The following is an 18,137-nucleotide window of genomic DNA, read 5'->3' on the forward strand; positions in this document are numbered from 1 at the left end:
TACAGTAAAATAAAAGATAAAGAAAATTGCACCTAATCTTCTCTAAAAAACTTAAGAGATCATGGTTAGAACCCATTCGCACCAGGCAATTTCTTGCTGTTCCATAAGAAGCTTACGCCGATGGACAATGAATCTGCCAAAAATCTGATGTTCCTGGTCCATCAATTGTGGCCCAAATTCAGCTTCCATCTCCTGAATTAGCTTCTCACGCCGATGGACCTTGTCCTTATAATAGGAAAGTCTGTCTTCAAACAGTCCCCGAGCAGTATCCGCATCCGTCAATGAAATCGAATAGGCTTTAATAAGAAATTCATCTCGGCTAACTGGAACTGAGGGGGCTTTGTCCATCCATACTTTCAAAGCTTCCTTACCTTCATGGGTAATATGATAGAGCTTCTTGTTGGGTCTGCCTGTCTGTTCAATATTCTCCGGGGTTAAATAGCCGTCATTCTCAAGTTTGGCAAGCAGCGGATAGATTTGACTGTGCTTGGCCTGCCAGAATACTTCCAGCAACTCTGCCAGCTCATAACCGGAACAAGGCTTGCGGACAAGCATGGCGAGCAGGGCATAGGCTAGGCTGTTCATTATTCCGTACCTCCTAATCAGTATTGTTGTGTGATCTTGTTAAAATCTCCGTTCAACCAATCGTAATTCTCCCTTCCGGGTATCGATACAAGTCTTTCGTAGCTCTGGGTGCAAGAGCATAGGCCAAAGTTAAGGGACCGACCCGTCCAAGGAACATGACCATGCAGATGATGATTTTGCTGATAGGGGTCAAGGTTGGTGTAAGCCCCAGGCTCATTCCTGTCGTGCCAAACGCAGATGTGGTCTCAAACAATATGGGTAAAAAACTGCGATCTTCAAGGACGGACAACACCATGGCAACGAAGATGACCAGAAACAAGGCAAGCCATGTCTGGGTCACGGCCTTGATAATGGAGTCCTTTGCCAGCCTTCTTTGAAAAAGCACGATGTCATCCTTGCCCTTAATCATGGCCCACATCGCTCCGATTAGAACAGCGAACACCGTTACCTTGATCCCCCCTCCGGTTGAGCCTGGTGCTGCTCCGATGAACATGAGGATGATCAATAAGAACTGGGTGGAATGCTGCATATCGGTTACATTTAAGGTGCTTACACCACCCGAACGCGAGCTGATCGATTGGAAAAAGGAGCTTAGAAGGCTCCCGCCCTCTCCAAGCGGCTGCATGGTAAGTTCATTGCCGCGTTCCATGATGTAGATAAGAAAGGCACCGCCAAAGACCAGAACAGCGGAGTAAGACAGTACAACTTTAGAGTGAAGGCTTAGTTTTCTTTTGGCAGGGAATTCAATCAGATCTGACAAGACGACAAACCCTATCCCGCCTAAGAAAATCAAGCTCATGATGATGACATTAACATAGGAATCCCGGACATACCCGCTTAGACCCGAGAACGGACCATTAATCGCTCCGAATAGATCAAAGCCCGCGTTGTTAAACATCGTTACACTATGGTAGATACCATAGTAAATAGCTGTAGGCAGGGGCATGTCCATGGACCAGCGAATCGAGAGCAGCAGGGCTCCCGCTATCTCGATTACAAAGGAATACAGGATCACGCGCCTGATCAAAGACAATAGACCCTCCATAGATTTATAATTCATGGCCTCTTGAAGGATGAGTCTCTCTCTTAAGGATATACGCCTGTTGAAGGCAAGGGCAATCAAGGTCCCCATCGTCATGAAGCCCAGCCCGCCAAGCTGTGTAAGAACGAGGAGGACAAGCTGTCCAAATAGGGATAACTGTGTCCCGGGGTCGATAACAGTAAGACCGGTCACGCAGGTCGCGGAGGTTGCCATAAAGAATGCATCAAGCAGCGGAAGATGCTTGCCAACTGATGATATTGGAAGCGATAGCAGAAACGTTCCAGTCACAATTATGAGCGCAAATCCAAATGAGAGTACCTTGGGTGGAGAGAGTGTTCGGCGAATTTTCGCATCAGTTTTCAAGTCTAAGCACCTCATTATATATTATAAAATGAATCAACCTTCATTGGATCGTATAAAAAGCATGTATGACCTCTTAAAACATGATACGATAAAGCGTGAACATTCTTCAATTTTTATTAAAATTTGGAGAGAGGTATATATCCATTGTTCCACTGTTCCTGATTATGCCAGTTAGACAATGGATATACAATAATATAGTGATTTTGATACATGTGAAGGAGAGAATGAACATTGGAACTTGAATTAGTCAGTGCCGTAATGGAAAGACAGGAGGACCTTACCTACCTGGGCAAGACCATATTTAAAGTTAGCGGACATAAGGAGGAGTACGAAATCACCTTTTTCAGCAAGCGGGGCAAAGACTGGGATTACAGCCTGCATTTCGCGCATGAGTCCGGGGATGAAGATCAGCTCCTTGCCGTAGATACACGGATTGAAGAAGATGATGAGTGGTTCGACAAGCTGTTGGATGCTGCTCTGGATACTTTGCCTGACGAAGGTTAAATCTTTATTGCCGTTTAAGAATAAATAAAATAGGGGGGCGGCGGTTTGCTGCAAAATACATTTTTCCGGACATGTCTGGGAATTATCATGCTGCTTACGATTATTTTTCTGCTGCATCAAGTCAGATTTATCTTTAATCCGGTAGTCACCTTTGTCCAGATCCTCATTGTGCCTATGACGATTTCCGGATTTCTCTATTATCTATTGCGTCCTATCGTTCATTATCTGGATACCAAAAAGGTGAACAGGATGCTCTCCGTGCTGCTTATCTACCTCTGCATTGCCGGTATCATTACAATCTTCTTCTTCGTGGTTTGGCCGCCGCTTACTCGGCAGGTACAAGAGTTCATTAACAACCTCCCAACCCTGCTTGAAGGTGTGAAAACCCAGCTAACCGCTATACAGAAGAGCCGTTTCTTTTCTATGATTGACGCTGGCAATACTCAGATCTCTACGAAGATTACGGAATATATTAACGGTGCGGTAGCGGTGGTTACCGGTTATATGACTCATTTCTTTAACTTCATTAGTGATTTCATCGTGATCATTGGTACCGTTCCGATTATTCTCTACTACATGCTGAAAGAGGATAAACGGATCTCCCCGGCAGTGGTGAGGGTGATGCCTAAGCGATTTGCGCGTGACGGTGCACAGGTCGTAAGTGATATCGACGCGGCACTTAGCGGTTTTATCTCAGGACGTATTATCAGCGCTTTGATTCTTGCGGTGATGAGTTTTATCGGATTCTGGATTGTGGGGCTCCCTTATCCGCTTCTGCTTGCTATTATTGGAGCTCTATTTAATTTCATTCCCTATGTGGGAGCTTTCCTGGGTGCCATTCCGTGCCTGATCGTTGCCTATACAGTATCTCCATCAATGGCATTATGGGTACTTATTATCATCATAATTGCCCAGCAGGTCGAAGGGAACCTGATTGCCCCATATATTTACGGCAAGACCATTAATATTCACCCGCTGACGACCGTGATCCTGTTATTGATCGGCGGCGAATACGCGGGAATATTAGGGATGATTCTTGTTATTCCCGTATACATGATCATTAAGATTGTCGCGGTAAGAATCTATAAATTGTTCCTCTCTGATAAGGTGGAAGAAATTGTGGATTAACAGCATACTTAGTCAGGTAAGCCGATCTTTATGATCGGCTTATTTGAATTTTGCTAGCTAATCAAGTTAAAATAGATGGGCGTAGTACATAAAAATGAAAGATTTTAATAAAATTTAGTATTTTATTGTAAAAATGTTAAGTTCCACTCGCCAAATTCCGATAAATATTTACATGAACCGATTTTATTCGACGAGGTTCATGGAAGAATTTAAGAAGGAAGAGGGGAAAATAATGAAACGACTGTATTCTTGGACAGCTCTGGTCATTTTAATTTGCACTGCATCAATGCTAACGGGGTTTGCTTCCAGGCACGATGTCAAGGCAACTTGGGTGATGCATACAGAACTGATCGAGAATGGCGGTGGTAAGCTGATAAATTACGCATCCTCACAGGGTGTGAATGTCATCTATCTGCAGATTAACCAATCACTGTCTAACAATGTGTATGGGCAATTCATTGCGAATGCCAGCAAGAAAGGGATTGCGGTGCATGCCCTGGATGGAAGCCCGGATTGGGCTCTTGAGGAGAAAAAGTCGAAGTACACGGAGCTCATTAATTGGGTGAGTGCATACAATACTCAGGCATCGGCTGATCAGAAGCTGAAAGGGATTCATCTTCGGGTAGAACCGTATTCCCTGCCACAGTGGAGCACAGATCCAGGAGCCGTGACAACTTCATGGCGTGCTAACCTTCAAAGCTTCATCACTCAGGCCGCATCGAAGCTGCCTGGACTGGAACTAGGGATCGATCTTCCTTACTGGCTAAAAGGCGACAAGTTGCCTGGGGGAGACACCACGCTGCAATGGTTCATTAAGTCCTTTAACCATGTAACGATTCTCGATTATAAGACAGGTGTCTACGATAAGAATGGAATCATCGATAGTGTAAGCTCACAAATTCAATTAGCCAAATCATTGAACAAACAAATCGTAGTCGCCTTGAACACGAAAGAGGATCCAAGCAGCGCGGATGCTTCATTCTACGGGAAGAATCCGCAACTAGTAGATGATGCATTGTGGGAAGTCAATGATCAATTCAGCACCGTAAGTTCTTATGCTGGATCGGCGGTCAATGATGCAGAGAGCTGGGCAAAGTTGATGAAGGCAGATATTGTCACTCCTGCGCCATCAACTCCAACACCAGCGCCAACGCCGACACCAGCACCGGCTCCGACACCTGCACCAACACCAGCGCCGACACCTGCACCGAATCCTACCCCAACGCCGACGCCGGTTCCAGTACCAGATCCGGCGCCGGAGGCGCCAAGTACAATGGTTCCTGCAGCGAAGCCACTGGATCGCAGCCCGCAAGTAAGAGCTACCTATATTTGGGAAGCTGGAGATGTTGTGAACAGCCCAGACGAGGTGCTAGCATTCGCCAAGAGCAAGAACATTAATTTGCTTTATCTGCACATTAATACGGATTACAAGTTCGCCGCTTATCGGTCCTTCATGAAGAAAGCCTGGAATGCAGGGATTGAGGTGCACGCGATGGGCGGAAATGGAAGCTTGGCCTTTACCGAGAATCGTCCGCAGATCACCAAGTTAATTAACTATGTGAAGGATTACAATCGGCAAGCTGAACCCGAAGAGAGATTCTTCGGTATCCATTATGATATTGAACCTTGGGTTCTACCACAGTGGTATTCGGCCACAGACAGAGTTATCAGCGAGTGGACAGGCAATATGAATTATTTTATCGGAGAAGTTAAGAAAAACTCGAATCTGCAGACCAGTGTCGATCTGGCCTCGTGGGTAGACCGATATCTGGTAATGAACGATGGGGGAATCTCAGTCAGCAAGTGGTTCATTCAGAAGATGGATCATGTAACCATCATGGACTTCAGAAATTATGCTTCCGGTACAGGTGGACTTGCTGATATGGCTAAGGAAGAACTTGCTTTCGGCAATGAGCTGGGCAAGCCAATCATTCTGGCAGTTGAGACCAAAGTAAGTTCGGAAGGGCCTTATGTAAGCTTTTATCAGTTAGGAAGTGAGGTGCTTGAAAGAGAGCTGGCCAAGCTGCCTGCGCTTCTCTCCAAGTATCAATCCTATTCCGGTATCGCAGTACATGCGTATGAATACTGGAAAGCACTCAAACCTTAAGGCATTACTACTTTAAGTCATACAGTTTAGGTCTGACAAGAAAACCCACAACCTATATGGTTGTGGGTTTTTGTGAGCTTACAGGACGACAGTGCTAATCGCACCGCATATTAAGCCTAGAAGTATAACTGAGGCGAAGACAAACCAAATGACCTTGCGTGGAAATGAGCGGGACACCATCAGCATGGATGGCAGGCTGACTGCAGGAAGTGTAATGAGAAGCGCCCCGGCTACACCTGCTCCAAAGCCAAGTGATAAGAACGTTGCAATGATGGGAATTTCTGCTGCCGTGGGGATCACAAACAGGGTACCTGCGATAGCAAAAATAATAACGGCCAAGATTCCGCTCATACTGCCTGCTCCGAGTGACGGGAACATCCAGGCACGCGCTGCGCCGAGCAGGAGAACCGTAACCAAGTAAGCAGGTACGATGGTCAGAAGCATCGTGCCCATGCTTCTCAGCCAAAGGCTCACGAAAGAGCCTTGTGGCTCATTCGGCTGATTAACCACATCTTCAATCACATCTGGAATTTTAGTGTTCCCTGCGAACTTGTTCGCGAAGTAACTCACTGCGAAGGTAAGCAGAATTCCGAATACGATACGCAGCAGGGTGAATTTCCACGAAAGTACAAAAGTCATGAAGATCAGGGTAGCTGGATTAAGTACCGGATTCCCGATCCAGAAGGCCAAGCTGGCACCAATGGAGACATTTTTTTTACGCAACCCAACGGCTATCGGTGCTGCACAGCAGGTACACATCATTCCTGGAAGAGCGGCGATACCGCCGAGGGCTGTACTTTTGAAATTGGTTTTACCCAGAACCTTGAGCAGCCAGCTTGATGGAAGGAGAACCTGCACGAGAGAACCAAGCAAAATCCCCAGCACCGCAGCCTTCCATACCGATTTAAAGTATACCACTCCGTAATCCCAGGCAGACTGTATAGATGGAGCTGGAGCAGTTCCTTGGTCGCTGGTCAGAATTGAGGAGCCGATGCTATGTTCAGCTGCCGCTTTAATAGCCTTGAAATAGTAAGGCCACCACTTGACATAAGTGAGCCCGGCAATTGCAATAATCAGGAAAAGGATGACAAACAGGATACCTCTGAATGAGGATGGTCTCTTGCCTCCATGTATAGAAGCATTACTATTTGATGACATATGCTGACTGACCTCCATGTGATCGTAATTAATCAAGGCTACAATTATAGCATGCCGAGATATATTAAGTAACTTATTTTTTGTACACCGGTCGATTTTTCGTGTAAAATATAAGGTATTCTGTGAATGTTAGTAGTGTCGCATAGCCTAGGTTCATATTAATTGTTAAGGAGCTGAGTCCATCATGTCTCAAGCTGGAAATATAAAGTTAACCTCCCTATCCTCCAAAGGGGGCTGCGGATGCAAAATTGGTCCTGCGGATTTGATGCAGGTTCTCCGGACACTGCCACCGACTGAACCTAATCCGAATCTATTAGTCGGCACAGATACGAGTGATGATGCCGGAGTATACCGGCTCACAGATGATCTGGCAATCGTGCAGACCCTTGATTTCTTTACACCGATTGTGGACGATCCTTATTCATTTGGCCAAATCGCCGCTGCAAATGCACTTAGTGATATTTATGCCATGGGCGGGAAGCCGCTTACCGTTCTTAATATTGTAGCCTTTCCTATTTCCGTTCTGGATAAAAGCATACTCGCGGATATCTTGCGAGGAGCAGGTGATAAAGTGAAGGAAGCCGGGGCCACACTCGTTGGCGGCCATTCGATTGATGATAAGGAGCCGAAGTTCGGCCTGTCCGTAACGGGAACTGTTCACCCGGACAAGGTAAGAACGAATGCTGGAGCACAGGCTGGGGACAAGCTGATCCTAACGAAACCTATTGGTGTGGGGGTTCTAACTACCTCAATCAAGAAAGATCAGTTAACTGAAGAAGAAACTACCCGGCTTGTCTCCGTGATGTCCACGCTTAACAAGACTGCTGCTGAGATTATGGAGCCTTACACAGTTCATGCCTGCACCGATGTCACAGGCTTTGGCCTGCTCGGTCATGCTTCCGAAATGGCCAAGGGCAGCAATCTTGGGCTTGTAATTCATAAAGAAGCCGTGCCTGTCCTGCCCAGAGTCAGAGAGCTTGCGGAGAACGGCTTCGTACCAGGTGGCACTAAGAATAACTTTGCCCATCTGGACGGCAGTATTCTGTATCCTGAGCAGATGGATCAGATCGATCGTTATATTCTATGTGATGCCGTCACATCAGGCGGACTGTTGATCTCGGTTGCCTCTGAGGAAAGTGATTCATTGCTGAAGGAACTGAAAGCTGCCGGGGTTGAGGCTGCTCTAATTGGCGAAGTCATAGAGGAACATCCGGGTCAAATTACGGTAACCGCATAAATCTGATATTGGAAGACTTTAATCCTGAATAGAGCAACGAAGAATAAGAGGTGAACGACATTGTTTCAGGATATTTCATTAGAGCAATTAAGAGAGCTTAAGAACAAGAAGAAGCTGACGGTTATTGATGTGCGTTCTCCTTCAGAATATGAAGATTCCACATATCCGAACAGTCTCAATATTCCCTTTTTCAATGACGAGGAACGGGCTGAGGTAGGTACTTTATACAAGCAGACCAGCGTTCAAGCGGCCAAAGACCGTGGCCTCCAGATTATCTCGTCCAAGCTGCCAAGCTTTATCCGGGAATTTGGCGCAATCGAGGGCGATAAGGCAGTATTCTGCTGGCGGGGTGGTATGCGCAGCCGTACAACTGCAACCGTACTTTCGCTTATGGATATTCATGCTTATCGTTTGGTCGGGGGATATAAAGCTTATCGTAAATGGGTAATGGAAGAGCTTGAGGCCTTTGACTTCAAGCCAAAGTCATTTGTGATACATGGAAATACGGGTACCGGCAAAACCAATCTGCTTCGCCGTCTGAAGAAAAAAGGATACCCGGTGCTTGATCTGGAGGGACTAGCCGGTCACCGGGGGTCTATATTCGGTCATATTGGCCTTAAAGCGAATAACCAGAAGACCTTCGATAGTCTGCTGCTTGAGGAACTGATCAAGCTCCAGGATTCACCTTACGTTCTGTTCGAAGCGGAAAGCAAGCGAATCGGCAAAGTGGTTATGCCGAACTTCCTGGCTCATCAAAAAGAAACCGGAAGCCAGATTTGGATTGAAATGCCGATTGAGGCGAGGGTGCGGCAAATTTTAGAGGATTATCAGCCGCAGCAATATAAGGCGCAGTATATCGCTTCCTTTCAAAGGATCAAATCCCGCATTCACGTACCAATTGCCGCCGAAATTGACAGGTGCTTGAATGCCGATCAGTTCGCTGAAGCCGTAAGGCTGATGCTGGAGTATTATTATGATCCGAAGTATGACTATACTTCACAGCAATATGAAGAAGTCAGCAAGGTTACTTTTACCGTGAACAATTTGGACGAAGCCGAAGCTGCTGTTATTCATTATTTAAGCGAATTGAACTAAAGAGCGTTTAGCTGGTTATAACAAACAACAATTGGAACCATTAGCGAATTGTTTAAGCTCCTGTCCTTGCAAGTATGCAAAGGCAGGAGCTTTTTTTATACAACATTGCACGTTATAAATTCTTTATAAATCCCCTCTAAGATGTTCTTCAGGAGGGGATTTATTATGCTGTCAAATAATGTACTCAAGGTATCCAATGTATCTAAATCAGCAGGAAACCGAGTGCTGGTGAATCATCTGTCATTTGAAATCAGGGAAGGCGAGATTTGTGGTTTTGTTGGTCCGAATGGAGCGGGAAAGACAACATTAATTCGTATGATTACTGGACTTATCAAACCGAAGGAAGGACAAATCACGATTAATGGGATAGACATTCATCAAGAACGAGTTAAGGCTTTATCTCAAGTTGGGGCCATTGTGGAATCACCGATCTTTTTCCCATATATGTCTGGAAGAGATAATCTGATGAACCTTGCCCGGCTGCATCCGGGCTTGGCAGCGGAGGATAGGAACAAGCGGGTGGAAGAGGTTCTTGCCATCGTTGGTCTTCAAGAGCGGGGGCGAGACAAAGTAAGAACGTATTCACTCGGGATGAAGCAGAGGCTCGGAATTGCTCAGGCCCTTCTTGGTCAGCCCCGTATAATCATTCTAGATGAACCTGCGAACGGACTGGATCCGATGGGAATCAGGGATCTTAGGAATCTAATTCTTCAGCTTCGTGAGGATTACGGAATTACATTCTTCATCTCCAGCCATCTTCTCGATGAGCTTCAGCGGATGTGTGACCGGTTTGTGATCATTCGGGAAGGGAATCTAATCTGGCAAGGCACCAAAGACGAGTGGCTAAAAGAGGCAGGAACGCAGGGGCTTGAAGATCATTTCGTGGAGATGATGACATCAAGATGAGAAACTTACTGCTGAGTGAAATGGAACGCTTATGGAAACGCAAGCTTACGTGGGTGTTTTTCCTCGCGATCCCCTTAATTATATTCGCCACGGCCAAATACTATATGTCTACTAATCTGCTTACTCCCGTAAATAGCCCAGAGCATGTCAGTTCACAGAACTTTCCGGTTATGGCCTTGATTGAGCAGTTGATTGTTGTGTTTAACATCATTTCATTAATCATGTTAACTTTATCTTTTACGGAGGAATATCGCAGCGGTCAGCTGCGGATGGTGATGCTGCGCGCCTTCACGTTCGGTCAACTTTTTACGGCGAAATATTTGGCTTATGTCATCACTATTGTACTTTACTTTGTTGCTTATCTCGGTAACGCGGTCGTTATGGGCCAGCTGTTCTTCGGTTCTGAGCCCAGTGTGCGGCTGTTCTATCATGAGACTTCGGCTTCAGGAGCCGAGCTCCTGATCTATTCACTCCAATATTACGGGACAGCTCTTCTAACTACTCTGGCGATGGGAAGTGTCTTCACATTCATTGCTGTAATCTGTTCTACCTCAACAGCTTCTATAGGTGTTGGAAAGGGATTTCTGTTGTTATCTATGGGTTATCCCACAATCTATTCGGTTGCGAACAAGGTCTTGAAATTACAGCTGCCCGATCAACTAGAGCTGTTATCTATTACGCAGATCCAGTATAAGGGAGTTGCATTAATGCTGTCAGATAACAAGGTACACTATCCTGCTATTGTGCTCGGAACTCTCGAAGGGTATATAGCAATGGGTCTGCTTGGTGCATTCATTGGATTTACAAAAAGAGATCGCTGGATATAGGAGGAGCTAGAATCATGTTACCGTTAATGCAGAGTGAATGGGAACGTATGTGGAAGCGTAAGAAAACTATGGTGAGCTTAATCTTATTCGCAGCTATCGTGGTGTTTGACTGTTTTTTTCTGAAAATGCAAATGATTGGCGCCTTTGACAATGTCAACTCTGTACCGCTAAATGCTCAGAACTTCTCGGTCTTTCTGCTTAAGGAAGTGTCGTTCATTCTGACTCTAATTATTGGACCTCTCATCATGATCGATAGTCTGAATTCCGAGAATACATCCGGTCAGTTTCGACTGGTCTTAATCCGTCCAATCACATTCTCCAGATTATACTTAGCCAAGTGGATTACCCTTGCAATTATGCTGCTGATCTTTACTTGTCTTACGTTCATGATTGGAGAAGTGGCAGGACATCTTGGACTTCCGAGCGTCGAGCATGTCACCTTCCTTAATCCGAATCGATCCTACGATCCGTGGGAGGCATTTCAGTATAGTCTCCAAAGCTATGGGCTATTCTACTTGATTATTCTGGCTGAGCTAAGCGTGGTGAGCTTGATCTGTACCATGATGCCAAGCTCGATCATTTCATATTTTGTCTGGATTGGAGTTATGGTTGGAAGCTTATATCTGTCTGATATGATGAGTTTTTTCCTGCTAAGTGCTTCTACGATCTTCAAGCTGCTCGCCGGCAGCTATAATGAATACTTCTATTTGCCTGTTCTTGGCTGTCTGGGCGGTGGATTCCTTGCTACAATGTTCATATGGAATAAGAAGAATTGGTCCAAATAACAGATGACATTGAGCAGAAAAGGAATGAATGGCTATTGAGTGAACGTATCTTGATTGTGGACGATGAGGCGGAAATTGTTAGTATGGTGGAGCAATCTTTTCGAAATGAAGGTTATGAAGTATTTACAGCGTCCGATGGGAGACAGGCTCTGCATGATTAGGGGTGGATGCATGGTGCTGGCTTCGTTGATTTAGATGTCCATCGCTGGAATATACTGTATATAGATATGAGCAAGATCAATATATAGGGCAGTAAGCACAACCAGGATCAAAGTAGAGAAGGGGGCTGTGAATCTTGATCGAGGCGCACGTATCCCCCAATAGCACATGTGATGAACAGTGCAGAACGCTAGTATGTTTTTTTGCCGGTGTACTGACATACCGGGATAACTTCGAAGATGCTGCAATCGAGATTGCCAAAAGATATCAAAATGCTAAGATTGTCGTCGTCTTTCCTTATGGAATTGCGAATGGTACTTCAGGCACTTCATTATATCGTCTGCTGGCCCGGCAGCTTACTGAAGTTGGTTATGATCTCGCTCGGGAAATGTCGAGAAGGGTTACGCAGTCAGCACAAATCATCCACGAGAACCTAGCTGAGGCTGATCATGTTATCCTTATCGGACATAGTGCCGGAGGTGTGATCGCTTACCGTGCAGGGCTATATTTGGAGAAGATGTATGGGATTCAGCGGGCTCAGGTATTTGCTGTGGGCAGCCCAAAGCATTTTTTGAAGGATATACCATTTAACCAAAGGTTTACATATATAACGGGTCAGAATCCTGACAGGATTACCCAAATTGGCACCTGGCGCAGACCGGGTTCCAGACTGTACCGAGGCAGACCGGGACGTGAAATTCAAATGGAATTTAATCCATCTCACCAAGGATGGAGATTTCATGCATCGTATTTTCTGAGATCAGTCTGGACGGATTCAAATCAACAATTTCATGCCAATTCAGAAGACTTGGTTTCTAAAATTTTTGAACTTTATCCGGGAGACTGAGGTTACAAAACTCTCTAGGATGGTTAGTTTTCATTGCAATTTAACGTATGATTAACAACTGTTATAAATCAATCCCGTACTTATTCACAAAACCCGTATTTTGTACATATGTGTATTAGTTCTTTGGCTCTCAATAATATTTTACGAATTCTTCTTTCTTTCTTCTTTTTGCTTTATGTTGTCTTATCCTGCCTGTTAGTGCAACGAAACTGCCGGTTATTTCACGGCAGCTTCGAGATGAAAATTTATTCAACTATCATTCTCCGTTAGTTCAACGCTTTTCGGGTAATTGTTTGACTTCGATATCTGACTCTTTGATTTCCTTACCAGCACCTAGATTCGAAAGGATCACCATGAGCAACTCTTTGATCTCTATGTTCAGATCAATTACTCTTGGATCCTTACTAATTATATATGGTAGAATCGTATGGAGTTTTCCCTGGTTACTTGTCTTTTTTATCCATGAATTATAACTAATTCGACAGCAACGTCTGTGACGTATTCCAAACTTCTTGGTCGTGTCTCTGAAAGCTTCTACGTTATAATCATATTGATTGAATACGAATAGCAGACCCTTTGAGCTCAACTTCTCCATAATCGTTTGGCTTACTTTAGAGCCAGGCTCCCACTGCTCTTCTTCCCACAGTTTTAGTTTCTTCCAGATATCTCTTGACTGAGTGAGTACCATAATAACCAGATCTGAGTGTTCAATTACCTCTTTGGTTACCTCATCAAAGATCTCTGTAGTGACGTCTGTTATTACGACATCAGTAGTCATGTTCTCAATAGCGAACTTGATCAACTTGTCGTTAGCTTCTGAGTTGATATCTGTAGATGTAGAATCTAGAATTTGCAGGTTTGGTATTCCTGGGATCTTTGTGCAGTAGTCTGCTATCTCGTTTCCGGAGATAGCATCTGCTTCCAGAAGCTTCACCATTTGACCAATGTTCCTAGTTTTATCTTCCACTGGATCTAATCCCAGGAATGTGTTCAGCGAGGTATTATCTCCTCCGGTGAATGTAAGACATGTTGTTAAATTTTGAGTTGAAGCTAGGGCAACAGCAGTTAAAGCACTCACTGTTGTTAACCCTTGCCTACGGTCTGGAGATATGAAAGTAACGTTCATACTCAAGATCCCCACCCCCTTGCTAGAACTTTCAATGCTGATTTCTCTGACATATTCAATTTAGGAGTAAGTAGTTTTGCTATTGCGTTTGTTAGAGAGTTTGACTTCATAGGCTCCAATACTCTATAAGCTTCGAACATTTCCACTGACTTCCAGATAGGTAAAGTCAATGACACGTTCAAGGAATCTTTCTCTGCTTTATTGTCGTAATTGAGCACATTAATTGTTGTTACATCTCCGAGAATTTCTAGGAATGATTGAGCATCGTCATCTAGATCGTATGTCTTGATATAGACTACCAAGTCCATTTCTGCTGGTACGGTATCAACTATATCGTAGACAATGTGATCAAAGTCATCAGGTGCTTGTCCAATCTCTTCGAAGATTTCATCTGGAGTTGCGTCAGAAACTGATATGAATATATTCGCCATATGACCTTGACTTACGTAACCTTCAAGCAATCTTGTATAATGTCTATTATTAGAAATGAGTGCTACGTCTCCAGTTGCTTGAAGGAGTTTTAGCATGGCGTAAATGAATGGTCTCTTGTCGGTGTGTCCAAACACTCCTATATGCATTACTCAACTACTCCCTTCTCTACTTTCAAAGGAGCTTTAGTTCCAGAGTCATTTGGTTTGCTGTTGTCGCTACCGATTACGTTGTTGGCATCTTGCTGTTGTTGTTTAAGCTGAGCTTCTTCTTCCGCTTTTGCTTTAGCGTTGTTAGTAGCTTGAGTTTGTCCTTCATCGATCTTAGACTTAATATCATTACGACCAGAGTTAATTGCTGATCCCTGTTCAGTAGATACTCCAGACATACCATGTTCGATGATTGTCCTAGTATTGTTGTTAATAGCTGCGTTAACTTTTTCAACAATATTAGGATCTGCTGCCATGATAGCTAGAATATTCTTAGGAACTGCATAATAACTGGTTGCTTGTTTCTGAGCTCCTGGCTCGACATATTTAGCCATGTATACCATAGAACCACTTTGCATCTTAAGATAGTAGTCTACGATAGCGGCTTGATACTGATGAATCTCGGATTCGCTTAGATGTAGTTTTACAGTCTTACCGTTTAACTCTTCTACCCGCTTATGAGATAGTACAATGTAATCTTCTCCTAGTGGATAGACTAAACGGTAGTCTATGTAATCCCCCACTTTAAGACCTATAGGTAAAGTACTAGACACCACGTCAAACTCACGAACGGTGTCGTCAGATTCATGAACCATTACTTCAAAGATTCACCTTACAAAGCAATGTCACTTGCGTATCCAGAAGATGATTGGTCTAAACTTAAAAAGAAAACGAAATAAATCAGAGTTGTCGTAATCAGGGACATGTTCAATATTATTGGCATGTAACCAATCCGACAACTCCTAAATTAAAATTATGAGGAGAAGTGATAATTATGTTTAAAAAGATTCTTATGTCAGTTATGGTAAGTTCGGTAGTATTTAGTTCTGCAGGAGCAGTTAGTGCTGCGACACTACCACCAGTACACACACCAGCTCTAACAATTGATGTCGTAGTAGATGGTAAGAAAGTAAGCTTCCCAGATACAGAGCCATTCTTCGACAAGAACGGAAACACAATGGTGCCGCTTCGTTTTGTAACAGAGAAACTGGGAGCAGAAGTATCTTGGAATAATGCAACTCGTACTGCTACTTTGAAGTACAAAGGTAAAACAATCGTAATGACTATCAATTCTAAAGTAGTAAAAGTTGATGGTCAAGCAGTAACTCTTAACACCTCTGCAATTCAAGTAGAAGGTCGTACTATGGTACCTCTTCGCTTTGTCAGTGAGACTCTGCAATCCGATGTTAAATGGGACCAACAGTCTTATGCTGTAAACATCGTTAGTCCTGAATACCAAGCTAAGATTGATGCAGGGGATGTAAAGCTTACTTGGTGGGGTCGTGAGTTGCGTGCTAACCAAAACTCTAACGAATGGTTGCTTCTGTCTGATACTCCAGACTGGGCATATGCTGTGAAGAAATATCAAATCCTTGCTGGAGGAAACACTTTCAAAAACAAAGAGGAAGTTAATAATCGCACTTGGGATAAGTCCAACCTAGACCGTATCAGCATGAACATTAAGAACTACTACAAGCTTGCACTTAATGTAGATTATAGAACTATTGACCTTAACTCTTATGGGAAAGAATCTTGGAAGCAACTAGGTGCATGGAAAGGGTATAATCCAGAAGTGTACAGAGACTTTGTAACATTTGTCAAAAAGAACAAGCTGATAGTCGAAGGTTACGCTTCTCCAGATCCTAGTTCTGTTCATTACAATGTTGGTGTGCAGTTCATTAGAACGAAATTCAAATTCCGTGTTATCAGTGCAAATGACGCAAGCCAATTTAGCATGGATAGTTATGACCCAAGTTATGCTTCAGAGTCTCCTAAGTTTGTGAAGAAAGGGGTATGGTATGAGGGGTATGCGGATATCTCTCTATTTGCTAATGTTACAGATAATCAATGGGAATTCTACAAAGTATACTCTCCAGAAAACATGTTTAGAAAAGGTGCTTATTCGTACAAGGAGCTGAAATAATTGAAGAGGTATTTATCTTTAGTACTAAGTATAATAGTTCTCATAACAACATTACTTTCTAACACCAGCATAGTACTTGCAAGGACTGGGGATAATGATGGATCATCTGGAAGTGGGCAAATGGGACTCCGATTCGTAAAAGAAACGGGTAATCTACACTACGAGGCTATCAATAAACAAGCTACATCTGGTATCAAATACGAGTCAGTGGCATGGATTATAAGAATGGATACGACTTGTAATAGTACTGCACCGCTAACAGTGCAATGTACTCCACTGAAAGACTCAAACTACATCAGAATAAATTCCACAGATTTCGTAAAGTCAGACAAACCAAACTTTCCTAACCCGGGTCAGATAACAACTATCTACGAAATGGACAAAGACACCATTATGAAGAAGTTGGAAGCAAGTCCTAAGTTGAGAAATATAAAGGATGGACAGAACTTATATTTCTCAACTGTTTTTAGGGTTACACATAACGGGGTTAGGACTCCAACAGAATACGTAACTTTATCTGGTATTAGGAGTGCAGAGTTATGGGCTAATAAGAGTGGATTCAGGCAATATTACGATCAGCCTATAGCATTTTCAGGTACAGGTCCAGTCAAGATTAAGTTGTTGAAAGTCAAGGATAAAAGCTTAATAGATTCATCATCAGGTAAAGTAACAGCAGCTGATCCCACGATTAAAACTTCTATGACTAAATTAGTCAACACAAAGCGTGAAGACGAAGAATGGCCTATCTCGAATGCAACAGCGCCTATTACATTACCAAAAACCTATGTCGGTAAATCTGATGGTAAAACTTACAAACTTAAATGTTCTTACCTACAAACAATGGAAGACGAGTCTCGTCAGAAGTTGGATTGTGGCACTGCAAAAACAGGAGATCCAAACTCCAAGAAAGACGGTAACACAATTTCTCGTAATCCATTTGTACAACCTACGGGAAACGTAGTAACGGCGTATTACGAAGTACAAGACGATATTACTTGCAAATGTACCTCTTCACTATCTATACCGAACAGTTCAACTGTGGGTGGAGAAATCACAACTCCCACTATAGGAAAACAAGTTCCTGTTGTACTCAATGTAAAACAGGCTACAGAAGATCAAACAGATTGGAAAGTAGCTTTAACTGGAGTACCAAACGTTAAGCTGAAAGTAGATGTTACAAGAACAGGAGGAAGCGGTTCTCCTACATGGGTAGGTACTCCAGCTAGTGAGATTAACAACGAGATAAATTCATCAAGTTCATCATCTCTAATACCTGGCTGCTTCCACTCTGGAGCATCATATTTATCTCCGAAAAAACACATTGAAAATAATAATAAATCCGAACTTATCTTCTCAACAAACAGTAAAGCTCTCCTTTGTCTGATTGTGTGCACCGTTAAGTTGATTTCTATTCGATGGATAAACACATTTAAGGGATCTTCCTCATAAAAAGGATAACCTTCGTAAAATTGCTGAATATATTCTGGCGAGTTGTGGACATCTATTTTAACGTTATCATTATTCAGTTTAGTGATGACTTTTTCAATTTTCGTTGGTTCGTTGAATATAAAGCTAAGTTCTAAAAATGGTCCACCTTGTAACCAACTCATTAATAATCACCTCACAAATAATAATACCACTTCTTGGAACTATCCTGCCCGTTAGTTCATTAACATCGTCGTTTCGCTGAGGCACAGGTCTAATAG

Annotated in this window: 18 protein-coding genes; 12 read left to right on the plus strand and 6 right to left on the minus strand. The window is 43.5% G+C overall.

Going from position 1 to position 18,137, the window contains the following annotated elements; all coding sequences use genetic code 11:
* Nucleotides 1-51: 51 nt before the first annotated feature.
* Both ACRRNK_RS10505 and ACRRNK_RS10510 read right to left on the minus strand, forming a co-directional pair.
* Nucleotides 52-585 carry a PadR family transcriptional regulator gene (locus ACRRNK_RS10505; RefSeq protein WP_433946674.1) on the minus strand — a complete coding sequence of 178 codons (534 nt, stop codon included), beginning with the start codon at nt 583-585 and terminating at the stop codon, nt 52-54.
* Between the two features lie 52 nt (nt 586-637).
* On the minus strand, nt 638-1,990 hold the full coding sequence (locus ACRRNK_RS10510) for a TrkH family potassium uptake protein (protein ID WP_433946675.1): 1,353 nt from the start codon (nt 1,988-1,990) through the stop codon (nt 638-640).
* Nucleotides 1,991-2,248: 258 nt separating this feature from the next.
* On the opposite strand from ACRRNK_RS10510, the gene ACRRNK_RS10515 reads away from it, so the two are divergent.
* From ACRRNK_RS10515 to ACRRNK_RS10525, 3 genes are all read left to right on the plus strand, one after another.
* Entirely contained in the window at nt 2,249-2,494 is a 246-nt protein-coding gene (locus ACRRNK_RS10515; protein WP_433946862.1) for a hypothetical protein, read from the plus strand.
* Nucleotides 2,495-2,539: 45 nt separating this feature from the next.
* Nucleotides 2,540-3,622 (plus strand): AI-2E family transporter, encoded by a 1,083-nt coding sequence (locus ACRRNK_RS10520; RefSeq protein WP_433946676.1) that lies wholly within the window; start codon nt 2,540-2,542, stop codon nt 3,620-3,622.
* A gap of 286 nt (nt 3,623-3,908) precedes the next feature.
* Nucleotides 3,909-5,729, plus strand: coding sequence for a hypothetical protein (locus tag ACRRNK_RS10525; RefSeq protein ID WP_433946677.1), 1,821 nt, complete (start codon nt 3,909-3,911; stop codon nt 5,727-5,729).
* Nucleotides 5,730-5,807: 78 nt separating this feature from the next.
* Here ACRRNK_RS10525 and ACRRNK_RS10530 read toward each other — a convergent pair whose 3' ends face one another.
* Nucleotides 5,808-6,887, minus strand: coding sequence for a permease (locus ACRRNK_RS10530; RefSeq protein ID WP_433946678.1), 1,080 nt, complete (start codon nt 6,885-6,887; stop codon nt 5,808-5,810).
* A gap of 184 nt (nt 6,888-7,071) precedes the next feature.
* Between ACRRNK_RS10530 and selD the strand changes: the two genes are divergently transcribed.
* The 7 genes from selD to ACRRNK_RS10565 all read left to right on the plus strand — a co-directional run bounded on the left by selD (nt 7,072) and on the right by ACRRNK_RS10565 (nt 12,743).
* Nucleotides 7,072-8,124, plus strand: a complete 1,053-nt coding sequence (gene selD / locus ACRRNK_RS10535) for a selenide, water dikinase SelD (RefSeq protein ID WP_433946679.1) — start codon at nt 7,072-7,074, stop codon at nt 8,122-8,124.
* 60 nt (nt 8,125-8,184) lie between these two features.
* Nucleotides 8,185-9,219 carry a tRNA 2-selenouridine(34) synthase MnmH gene (gene mnmH, locus ACRRNK_RS10540; RefSeq protein ID WP_433946680.1) on the plus strand — a complete coding sequence of 345 codons (1,035 nt, stop codon included), beginning with the start codon at nt 8,185-8,187 and terminating at the stop codon, nt 9,217-9,219.
* A 165-nt stretch (nt 9,220-9,384) separates the two neighbouring features.
* Complete coding sequence (locus ACRRNK_RS10545) at nt 9,385-10,125, plus strand: ABC transporter ATP-binding protein (RefSeq protein WP_433946681.1); 741 nt, start codon at nt 9,385-9,387, stop codon at nt 10,123-10,125.
* A complete protein-coding gene (locus ACRRNK_RS10550) occupies nt 10,122-10,952 on the plus strand; it encodes an ABC transporter permease (protein ID WP_433946682.1) in 831 nt (276 codons plus the stop codon). Before ACRRNK_RS10545 ends, ACRRNK_RS10550 begins: the two co-directional genes overlap by 4 nt.
* 14 nt (nt 10,953-10,966) lie before the next feature.
* Nucleotides 10,967-11,737: an ABC transporter permease gene (locus ACRRNK_RS10555; protein ID WP_433946683.1), complete on the plus strand. Its 771-nt coding sequence runs from the start codon at nt 10,967-10,969 to the stop codon at nt 11,735-11,737.
* A 35-nt stretch (nt 11,738-11,772) separates the two neighbouring features.
* Nucleotides 11,773-11,898 (plus strand): hypothetical protein, encoded by a 126-nt coding sequence (locus ACRRNK_RS10560; RefSeq protein WP_433946684.1) that lies wholly within the window; start codon nt 11,773-11,775, stop codon nt 11,896-11,898.
* Nucleotides 11,899-12,032: 134 nt separating this feature from the next.
* Entirely contained in the window at nt 12,033-12,743 is a 711-nt protein-coding gene (locus ACRRNK_RS10565) for an alpha/beta hydrolase (protein WP_433946685.1), read from the plus strand.
* A gap of 271 nt (nt 12,744-13,014) precedes the next feature.
* Here the strand turns inward: ACRRNK_RS10565 and ACRRNK_RS10570 are convergent, their stop codons facing one another.
* The 3 genes from ACRRNK_RS10570 to ACRRNK_RS10580 are packed head-to-tail and all read right to left on the minus strand — an operon-like array spanning nt 13,015 to nt 15,103.
* Nucleotides 13,015-13,875: a hypothetical protein gene (locus ACRRNK_RS10570; RefSeq protein ID WP_433946686.1), complete on the minus strand. Its 861-nt coding sequence runs from the start codon at nt 13,873-13,875 to the stop codon at nt 13,015-13,017.
* A complete protein-coding gene (locus ACRRNK_RS10575) occupies nt 13,872-14,447 on the minus strand; it encodes a hypothetical protein (RefSeq protein ID WP_433946687.1) in 576 nt (191 codons plus the stop codon). The genes ACRRNK_RS10570 and ACRRNK_RS10575 overlap by 4 nt, the downstream gene beginning before the upstream one ends.
* On the minus strand, nt 14,447-15,103 hold the full coding sequence (locus ACRRNK_RS10580; RefSeq protein WP_433946688.1) for a hypothetical protein: 657 nt from the start codon (nt 15,101-15,103) through the stop codon (nt 14,447-14,449). The genes ACRRNK_RS10575 and ACRRNK_RS10580 overlap by 1 nt, the downstream gene beginning before the upstream one ends.
* Before the next feature lie 179 nt (nt 15,104-15,282).
* Here ACRRNK_RS10580 and ACRRNK_RS10585 point away from each other — a divergent pair, with 179 nt between their 5' ends.
* Complete coding sequence (locus tag ACRRNK_RS10585; RefSeq protein ID WP_433946689.1) at nt 15,283-16,431, plus strand: copper amine oxidase N-terminal domain-containing protein; 1,149 nt, start codon at nt 15,283-15,285, stop codon at nt 16,429-16,431.
* Nucleotides 16,432-17,880 (plus strand): hypothetical protein, encoded by a 1,449-nt coding sequence (locus ACRRNK_RS10590; protein ID WP_433946690.1) that lies wholly within the window; start codon nt 16,432-16,434, stop codon nt 17,878-17,880.
* Nucleotides 17,881-18,137: the final 257 nt, after the last annotated feature.

The sequence above is a fragment of the Paenibacillus sp. SN-8-1 genome (genome assembly GCF_050995535.1).
Taxonomy (GTDB): domain Bacteria; phylum Bacillota; class Bacilli; order Paenibacillales; family Paenibacillaceae; genus Fontibacillus.

What these genes read in the sequence shown, in the direction of transcription:
- ACRRNK_RS10525 (WP_433946677.1), top strand. Translation starts at nt 3,909, where the DNA reads ATGCTAACGGGGTTTGCTTCCAGGCACGATGTCAAGGCAACTTGGGTG.
- ACRRNK_RS10580 (WP_433946688.1), bottom strand. Translation starts at nt 15,103, where the DNA reads ATGGTTCATGAATCTGACGACACCGTTCGTGAGTTTGACGTGGTGTCT.
- ACRRNK_RS10555 (WP_433946683.1), top strand. Translation starts at nt 10,967, where the DNA reads ATGTTACCGTTAATGCAGAGTGAATGGGAACGTATGTGGAAGCGTAAG.
- ACRRNK_RS10550 (WP_433946682.1), top strand. Translation starts at nt 10,122, where the DNA reads ATGAGAAACTTACTGCTGAGTGAAATGGAACGCTTATGGAAACGCAAG.
- ACRRNK_RS10505 (WP_433946674.1), bottom strand. Translation starts at nt 585, where the DNA reads ATGAACAGCCTAGCCTATGCCCTGCTCGCCATGCTTGTCCGCAAGCCT.
- ACRRNK_RS10530 (WP_433946678.1), bottom strand. Translation starts at nt 6,887, where the DNA reads ATGTCATCAAATAGTAATGCTTCTATACATGGAGGCAAGAGACCATCC.
- ACRRNK_RS10545 (WP_433946681.1), top strand. Translation starts at nt 9,385, where the DNA reads ATGCTGTCAAATAATGTACTCAAGGTATCCAATGTATCTAAATCAGCA.
- ACRRNK_RS10515 (WP_433946862.1), top strand. Translation starts at nt 2,249, where the DNA reads ATGGAAAGACAGGAGGACCTTACCTACCTGGGCAAGACCATATTTAAA.
- ACRRNK_RS10585 (WP_433946689.1), top strand. Translation starts at nt 15,283, where the DNA reads ATGTTTAAAAAGATTCTTATGTCAGTTATGGTAAGTTCGGTAGTATTT.
- ACRRNK_RS10575 (WP_433946687.1), bottom strand. Translation starts at nt 14,447, where the DNA reads ATGCATATAGGAGTGTTTGGACACACCGACAAGAGACCATTCATTTAC.
- selD (WP_433946679.1), top strand. Translation starts at nt 7,072, where the DNA reads ATGTCTCAAGCTGGAAATATAAAGTTAACCTCCCTATCCTCCAAAGGG.